This window comes from Pseudomonas sp. NBRC 111139, assembly GCF_001753955.1.
Lineage (GTDB): Bacteria > Pseudomonadota > Gammaproteobacteria > Pseudomonadales > Pseudomonadaceae > Aquipseudomonas > Aquipseudomonas alloputida.
On the sequence record NZ_BCBP01000125.1, the window covers coordinates 1 to 6,525 of the forward strand.

The following is a 6,525-nucleotide window of genomic DNA, read 5'->3' on the forward strand; positions in this document are numbered from 1 at the left end:
GGGTGGAGATTGGCCAGCAGGCCCGGCCCTTTCGCGGGTGAACCCGCTCCTACGCGACGGCCTGTGTCCAATCACCAATGCGTGTCCATCCCCGATCAGGTGTAGGAGCGGGTTTACCCGCGAATACGGTAGCGGCGGCAACGTTGAACGGCGGGTGGAAACTGGCCAGCAGGCCCTGCCCTTTCGCTCAGGGTCACCACCTGTAGCGAACAGGCTGGAATGGGTAACGCTTCAGGCCGTTTCGGGATAGCTGTACTCGAACACCCGAACCACCTCAGAAGCATGCCACGAGGCAGCCTCCATGCCATCGACCGGCCCGGTAAACCGCCCCAGGCGCTCGACACACTCAAAGAAGCCAGTTCGCGGCAAACGGCTGGCGCCTTGGCTGATCACCAGCGAACTGCGCAATGGCTGCTCGGCACGGGCATCCAGCACCGCCAGGTATTCCAGCGCGGCAGTCAGCGTCTGCATGGCCGGGCTGGGTAGCTGCAAGCGCTCGATCAGCGCTCGGTATGTCAGCAAGTGACGTTGACGACGGGCCAGGTCAAGCTCGCCCAGCAGGTTATCCCAGTGCTGACGGCTGATCCTGACCTGGCTCATGATGGCTCGCTCCAGCCAGCCACCCCCAGATGCCAGGCCAGGGCGCGGCGGATGGCAGCATCTGGCTGGCGTTCACCCGATTCGATCATGGCCAGATACGCCGGGCTCACCCCGACATTGCGCGCCAGTTGCTCAGGGGCAATGCCCTTGGCCTGGCGAATCTGCGCGACTTCGCTGAAGGCTGGCAGGGGCGCACTGGCAGCAACGCCCTGCGCCTCACTGGAAACCGCCTCGGCAGGTGCCTGCCCTGCCGCGCGGAGCAACGCCTGGTATTGCTCCCAGGGAACGACGGCGTACTCGGGCTGACCGTCCCGGCTGATGACCTGAATACCCATTACAAACCCCTTTAAAAAGGATTACAGCATGTAATCCGTAGGCATAACCCTTATGCCAATTATATTACCAACTCCGAGGTCTGTGCAGTTGAGGTGAGATTCAGGCCGGTTTCATTACCTGTTGCGCTCCAGCCGCAGCGCCTCCGGGGTAGCCGGCAGGCGCTCGACCACGCGTAGCCGCTCGGGTGCCTGGCTATCGCGCCAGGCCTTGAAGCGCGCCAATTCGTCGGCCACGGTTTTCAGCACCCAGCCCAAGACCGCGATGTCATCGAGGAAACCCACCCCCAGCAACCAGTCCGGGATGGCATCGATGGGGCTGACGAAATACAGCAGGCCCGCCACGACAGTGACCAGTGCCTTGGGGCTGATGGCGCGGTACTCCCCCCTCCACCAGGCCAGGCACAGCGACTGCAGCAGCTTCACATCTTCACGCAGTTGGCCGAGGCGCGGGCCTTTGCGCGCCACCGCAAACAACAAGGCCGGCAAACGACCGCGGCTGAGCAGGCGCTCGGCCAATGGCAGGAAACGGGCAAAATTCCAGGGTGCGCTCATGGAGCCTCCGAGAGGAAAAGGTTATCCACATTTATTGTGGATAACCTTGTGAACAGGGCGACGTTTCCGACCCCAGGTGCCTGCCAGGCAAGGGGCCCGGTCAGATCGGGCGTTTTTTACACAGTCGTTTCACGCCATGACTACCTGCGCCGCAAACGATTTGCGTCAGAAACATCCTACTTCTTCACGCTGCATTTCCTCGGACAGTATCAGCTGTTGCAGGTTCGTCCAATCGGCACAAACGAAAACGCCCCAACAATGTGGGGCGTTTTCCGACAACCAGCCAATGTTACTGGGCAGGTGCTTCTTCAGGGGCTTCGGCCTGCGGCTCGGCACCTTGCAACTGGGCCGGATCCTTGATGGCGATCAGTTCCAGGTCGAACACCAGTACCGAGTTGGCCGGGATCAGCGGGCTTGGGCTTTGTGCGCCATAGGCCAGTTCAGCCGGGATGAATAACTTGTACTTCTCGCCGACGTGCATCAACTGCAAACCTTCGACCCAACCTGGGATCACACCGCTGACCGGCAGGTCGATCGGGCTGCCACGTTCGACGGAGCTGTCGAATACCTTGCCATCGATCAGCTTGCCTTCGTAGTGGACAGTGACCACGTCAGTCGGTTTGGGCTGCGGGCCGTCGGCCTTCTTGACCACTTCGTACTGCAGGCCCGAGGCCGTGGTGACCACGCCTGGCTTCTTGGCGTTTTCTTCCAGGAATTTCTTGCCGGCGGAGGCGGCTTCTTCGCTGGCCTTGGCCAGGCGCTCCTCGGCGCGTTTCTGCAATGCGGTGAAGGCCTCTACCAGCTCTTCGTCCTTGATGCGTTGTTCTTTCTTGCTAACGGCGTCTTCGATGCCGAGGGCGACTGCTTTCGAATCAAGGTCTTCCATGCCTTCCTGAGCCAGGCTCTTGCCCATGTTCAGGCCGATACCGTAGGAGGCTTTCTGCGCCGGAGTCTTCAGCTCGGGGCTGCTGGCTTGTTGATCGCAGCCAGCCAGTACCAGGCCTACCAGGGCAACCGCAGCCGCCAAACGATGCTGTTTCATGCTATTTCCTTGTTCATGCGCCATGAGGGCAATCAGGGTAAAGCCGCGAGCTTATCAGGCGGCCATGACCAATGGCTACCGGCATAGGAGCGGGTTTTCGTAAGGAAGTTCAGTCATTAAAAGCTTCTTCATCGAAGCTTTACAGCCATTGGCCAGTATTGACCCTTTGTGCCGGGTTTGCCGGGCTTTTGTGGCTTTTTATTTCTGCAGGTTCTGAGGTCGGAAACATCGGGGTGATCGGCGCTTTTCACAGGGGCTAAAACAGGTCAGGGAGCCCCCGAAAACCTCAAGGATACCGACCCTCTCGATATTCCCCCGCCACCTCCCGCAGCACCTCTCCCACCCACTGGCCCGGCAAACTCAACGGCAAGGCGGCATTGCGGCAAATCCCCACCGACCCTCCCGGCTCGCGCACCCCCAGGTCAAGCTCGACCAGTTCGCCACGGCGCAGGTCGAGCAGCACGGCATCACGCGGCGCCACCCACAGGCCATCGCTGCCCAGCAGGTAGCGCCGGCTCAGGGCAAGCGACAGGGTTTCCAGGCGCTGCGCCGGCATCTGGATGCCGCATTGCACGAACAGGCTGTCGGCGTGCTGGCGGATGGTGGTGCCAGCGGGTGGCAGCACCAGCGGGTAACGCCCCACCTGCCCCCGCTCCACGGGCGTGCTGGCCAGCAGCGGGTGACCCGGGCGCACCACCAGGCTCATCGACTCGCTGTACAGGTGCTCGAACGACAACCCCTGGATTTGCGGACTGTCGGTCATGCGCCCCACCACCAGTTCCAGCTCCCCCAGGTGAAGCTGGCCAAGCAACTGCGCGCTGACCCCGGTGACCACGCTGATCACCAGCGCTTCATGGCGCTGATGCAGGCGGCACAGCACCTCAGGCATGAGCAGGCCTTCGACCGTGGACAGCACGCCGATGCGCACCTGCGACGGCGCCCGCGCTTCACCGCGAAGGCTGCTGACGCCATCGCGCAGCGCCTGCACGCTGGGCCCGGCGTAACGCATGAAGCGGGTGCCGGCCGGGGTCAGCTCGACACCCTGGCGGCTGCGCTCGAACAGGCGCGCCTCGAGCAGGTCCTCAAGCTCCTTGAGGGTCTTGGAAATCGCCGGCTGGCTGATCGACAGGCTATCGGCCGCCCTGGCCAGGCTGCCCTGCCGGGCAATCTCCAGGAAGCACAGCAGGTGGCGGTATTTGATGCGGGTGTCGAGGTTCATGGCAGCAAGCTTACCGCATCGCTACCTGCGGCGTATCCAGGTCTGCCGCCTCGTACTCACACCTGCCCATGCATGCCCAGGCCGGTGACGCACCTATCACTTCTACCAGTAGCCGATCTTGGCGAAGCATTGCTCAATAGGCGTGCAGCTGTTTCATTGCGAATGGAGCTCAACGCCATGATCCGACCCAAGAAGCATTTCCCTTCTACCCAACCAGTGCCACCCTCTCCCGAGGCTCTTCAGCAGCAACCCGTTGCCCCCATCGATCTTAGTTATGGCGACAAAGGCCATGGCCACTTCACCCAAAGCGGCCGCGGCAACATGGGGTCGACGACCAGCGTACTGAGGAGCAAAGTGCGGCCGGCCCGGTTCTATGTGACTGGGAATCAAACCGATCCCGATGGGCTACACAGTGTTTTCATTGCCTGCCTGGACGCAAGTGGAAAGCGTGACACCACGTTCAATGGTAGCGGCATGTTCAACTTCACCCCGCCGCCCCCGGATCGCTACCGAAACGCCACTGGAGTCGTAGAGGACGAGACGGGCAATCTGCTGGTGACTGTGGAGCTTTTTGGGGCAGGAACCTCTCATTTGTGGAAGCTGACTGCGAAAGGCGAACCCGATCTGGGCTTTGGTCAAGGAAAGGGCTATATCGACACCGGCGCCTTGTTCGATGCAGATCTTGTGCTGGACAAAGTGGCCTGCCACCAGGAAGGGTTGGTGGCGACCGCGGTTCGATACGAAGCTGGGGATTTCAACGCGGTGGTCGTCGCCCTGGACAGCAATGGTAGAAGGGACCCCCAATTCGGTGAAAATGGGCTGCTGGCGTTGAGCGATCTGATTCCAGAAGGCTCACTGCACAGCCTTGAAGGCATTGCCGTCATCTCCCCAACCGCCGGGGTGCAGCGCATCGTGATCTGCACTGTCATGAAAAGCGATTCGGGCTGGTATTCAGTAACCAGTGGCCTGTCGATGGCGGGGCGTCTCGATGACACATTCGGCGAGGTGGGCCACCACTGGTCAGACGAGGGGATCATCAATAGCGGCTTCACGGTAGAAGACAGCAGCCAACGCATCACGTTGTACGGCCAGCACTACTCGATCGACGACGATCGCAGCCAACCGACCCTCTACCGACTAGACTATGCTGGCGAGCCTGCCCGCGAGTTCAACCAAGGGCAGGTAGTGCGTTTCGGCATCGACGGCGGGTGGGCCCATATTGAAGAAACCGAGGGGGGGCTAATAGGGTACGGTGGCTTCTTTAGCTTCAACATGGCAGTGCGCTACCAATCAAACGGCCAACTCGACACTCGCTTCTTCTCCCCGCACGGCTACGGTCAGTTTGGCGCGTATGTGCCGCAGGATGGTTTCTATACGACCGAGAATTCGATAGTAGTCGATACCGAGAACCAGCGCATGGTGGTGAGCGGGGAAGACGTACAGCAGGGCTACCGACTCCCCTGCCTGCTCGCCCTCTCTCTGAAACCGGTCCAGTAGTACGCCACGGCAGAAGCGGGCAGGCTTAAAGCATTGCCGCCTGCGGCGTATCCGGGTCGCGTTGCTGGCGGCGGAACTGGCCAGGTGGCTGGCCGTGGATCTGGCGGAAACGTCGAGAGAAGTAGGCTTCGTCGGCAAAGCCACAAAGCCGCGCCACCTCGTCCACCGGGGGCAGCTGCCATTGAGCAGTTCCCCCCGCCGGTGCCCCCCGTTGCAGCCCAAGCGCCAAGACCGGATCGTTATCCATCGACCACCAACACCTATCATTTTTGCCAGTACCCGCAGCTATCCGGATCGCATTAAATGAGATCGCAAAAACCACTCCCCCAGTGACAGGTCATATCATGCATCCAAATATGGTTTTTTTTGCCCAGACTCAACACAACCCCCGTGATTACCAAGGCGAGCGTCAGGAACTCAAGGCGCCCATTGACGTAACCTATGCCGACAAAGGGCACCTTCACATCGGCGAGCCTATCGCGGATCCTAGAAACGCGGTTTCGCAAATCCTGGCAAGCAACTACTATCCCGAGCGATTTTACTTGAGAGGCGTCCACAACGGCACGAAACCTTTCATTGCGCGCACCTTGAAAGATGGCGAGCTGGATACGTCTTTCAACAAAACAGGTCTTGTCTATCTGACTGACCTGAGCACAGTTTTTGATTATCATAGTTTCTCTCATATGGCCGAGGATGCGGAGGGTCACATCCTGCTCACTATGATTGATCGAACCCAAGGCTTCACCCACCTGTGGAAGCTTAAGCCAAACGGAAAGCCAGATACTGATTTCGGCAGCAACAACGGCTACATCATCCTAAATAATTTTTTCAATTTTAAAGATATCACGCTCTACCAATTCACCACTTACAAGAACGACTATATCTTCTCAGGTTCCCTTGAAAACGCTCCCATCCTTTTCGTGCTCACCCATGAAGGTGTCCCACGCCAGAGCTTTGGTAAGCTAGGCATCCTCAAGATGCAAGATCTTATTCCGGACCTCCGTTATGTCATTGGGGCGCCTAAGATGCTGGAGGTTGGTGAGAAGGTGCGCATCATCATCTACACGCGCTATTTCAACGATTCGTCGAGCATAAACGGAATCGCAGCACTGACATTGTCCGGAGCGCTCGACCAGCGCTTCGCTGACAACGGGGTCTATTGGTCAAAGCCTGGCATTATCATTTATGATTTCACGCTAAATAACGCCAGTCAGCGCATCACCGTCCACGGCCAGGTGTGGTCCGAAGGGACCAGTACTCCCATGATCTATCGGCTAGAC

At 59.6% G+C, this 6,525-nt stretch carries 7 protein-coding genes and 1 pseudogene; 2 read left to right on the plus strand and 6 right to left on the minus strand.

All coding sequences use genetic code 11. The annotated features are described in order from the left end of the window. Positions 1 to 231 precede the first annotated feature (231 nt). The 5 genes from BJQ17_RS29160 to pcaQ form a co-directional block, all read right to left on the minus strand. Complete coding sequence (locus BJQ17_RS29160) at positions 232 to 600, minus strand: hypothetical protein (protein WP_003252539.1); 369 nt, start codon at positions 598 to 600, stop codon at positions 232 to 234. Then, the gene (locus BJQ17_RS29165) at positions 597 to 935 is read right to left on the minus strand and encodes a helix-turn-helix transcriptional regulator (protein WP_003252538.1); all 339 of its coding nucleotides are present in this window, start codon (positions 933 to 935) and stop codon (positions 597 to 599) included. Before BJQ17_RS29165 ends, BJQ17_RS29160 begins: the two co-directional genes overlap by 4 nt. A gap of 114 nt (positions 936 to 1,049) precedes the next feature. Continuing rightward, positions 1,050 to 1,487: a YkvA family protein gene (locus BJQ17_RS29170; protein ID WP_003252536.1), complete on the minus strand. Its 438-nt coding sequence runs from the start codon at positions 1,485 to 1,487 to the stop codon at positions 1,050 to 1,052. A 289-nt stretch (positions 1,488 to 1,776) separates the two neighbouring features. Continuing rightward, the gene (locus BJQ17_RS29175; protein WP_003252534.1) at positions 1,777 to 2,529 is read right to left on the minus strand and encodes an FKBP-type peptidyl-prolyl cis-trans isomerase; all 753 of its coding nucleotides are present in this window, start codon (positions 2,527 to 2,529) and stop codon (positions 1,777 to 1,779) included. Positions 2,530 to 2,815: 286 nt separating this feature from the next. After that, positions 2,816 to 3,748, minus strand: a complete 933-nt coding sequence (gene pcaQ, locus BJQ17_RS29180) for a pca operon transcription factor PcaQ (RefSeq protein ID WP_003252533.1) — start codon at positions 3,746 to 3,748, stop codon at positions 2,816 to 2,818. Positions 3,749 to 3,925: 177 nt separating this feature from the next. Here pcaQ and BJQ17_RS29185 point away from each other — a divergent pair, with 177 nt between their 5' ends. After that, positions 3,926 to 5,245 (plus strand): hypothetical protein, encoded by a 1,320-nt coding sequence (locus BJQ17_RS29185; protein WP_108191930.1) that lies wholly within the window; start codon positions 3,926 to 3,928, stop codon positions 5,243 to 5,245. A gap of 25 nt (positions 5,246 to 5,270) precedes the next feature. Here the strand turns inward: BJQ17_RS29185 and BJQ17_RS29190 are convergent. Continuing rightward, positions 5,271 to 5,443 (minus strand): annotated as a pseudogene (locus BJQ17_RS29190) (helix-turn-helix domain-containing protein); the annotation flags it as partial. A 146-nt stretch (positions 5,444 to 5,589) separates the two neighbouring features. Between BJQ17_RS29190 and BJQ17_RS29195 the strand changes: the two are divergent. Continuing rightward, positions 5,590 to 6,525: hypothetical protein (locus tag BJQ17_RS29195; RefSeq protein ID WP_256560063.1), on the plus strand; the 936-nt coding region annotated here is incomplete at its 3' end.

What these genes read in the sequence shown, in the direction of transcription:
- BJQ17_RS29160 (WP_003252539.1), bottom strand. Translation starts at nt 600, where the DNA reads ATGAGCCAGGTCAGGATCAGCCGTCAGCACTGGGATAACCTGCTGGGC.
- BJQ17_RS29165 (WP_003252538.1), bottom strand. Translation starts at nt 935, where the DNA reads ATGGGTATTCAGGTCATCAGCCGGGACGGTCAGCCCGAGTACGCCGTC.
- BJQ17_RS29170 (WP_003252536.1), bottom strand. Translation starts at nt 1,487, where the DNA reads ATGAGCGCACCCTGGAATTTTGCCCGTTTCCTGCCATTGGCCGAGCGC.
- BJQ17_RS29175 (WP_003252534.1), bottom strand. Translation starts at nt 2,529, where the DNA reads ATGAAACAGCATCGTTTGGCGGCTGCGGTTGCCCTGGTAGGCCTGGTA.
- pcaQ (WP_003252533.1), bottom strand. Translation starts at nt 3,748, where the DNA reads ATGAACCTCGACACCCGCATCAAATACCGCCACCTGCTGTGCTTCCTG.
- BJQ17_RS29185 (WP_108191930.1), top strand. Translation starts at nt 3,926, where the DNA reads ATGATCCGACCCAAGAAGCATTTCCCTTCTACCCAACCAGTGCCACCC.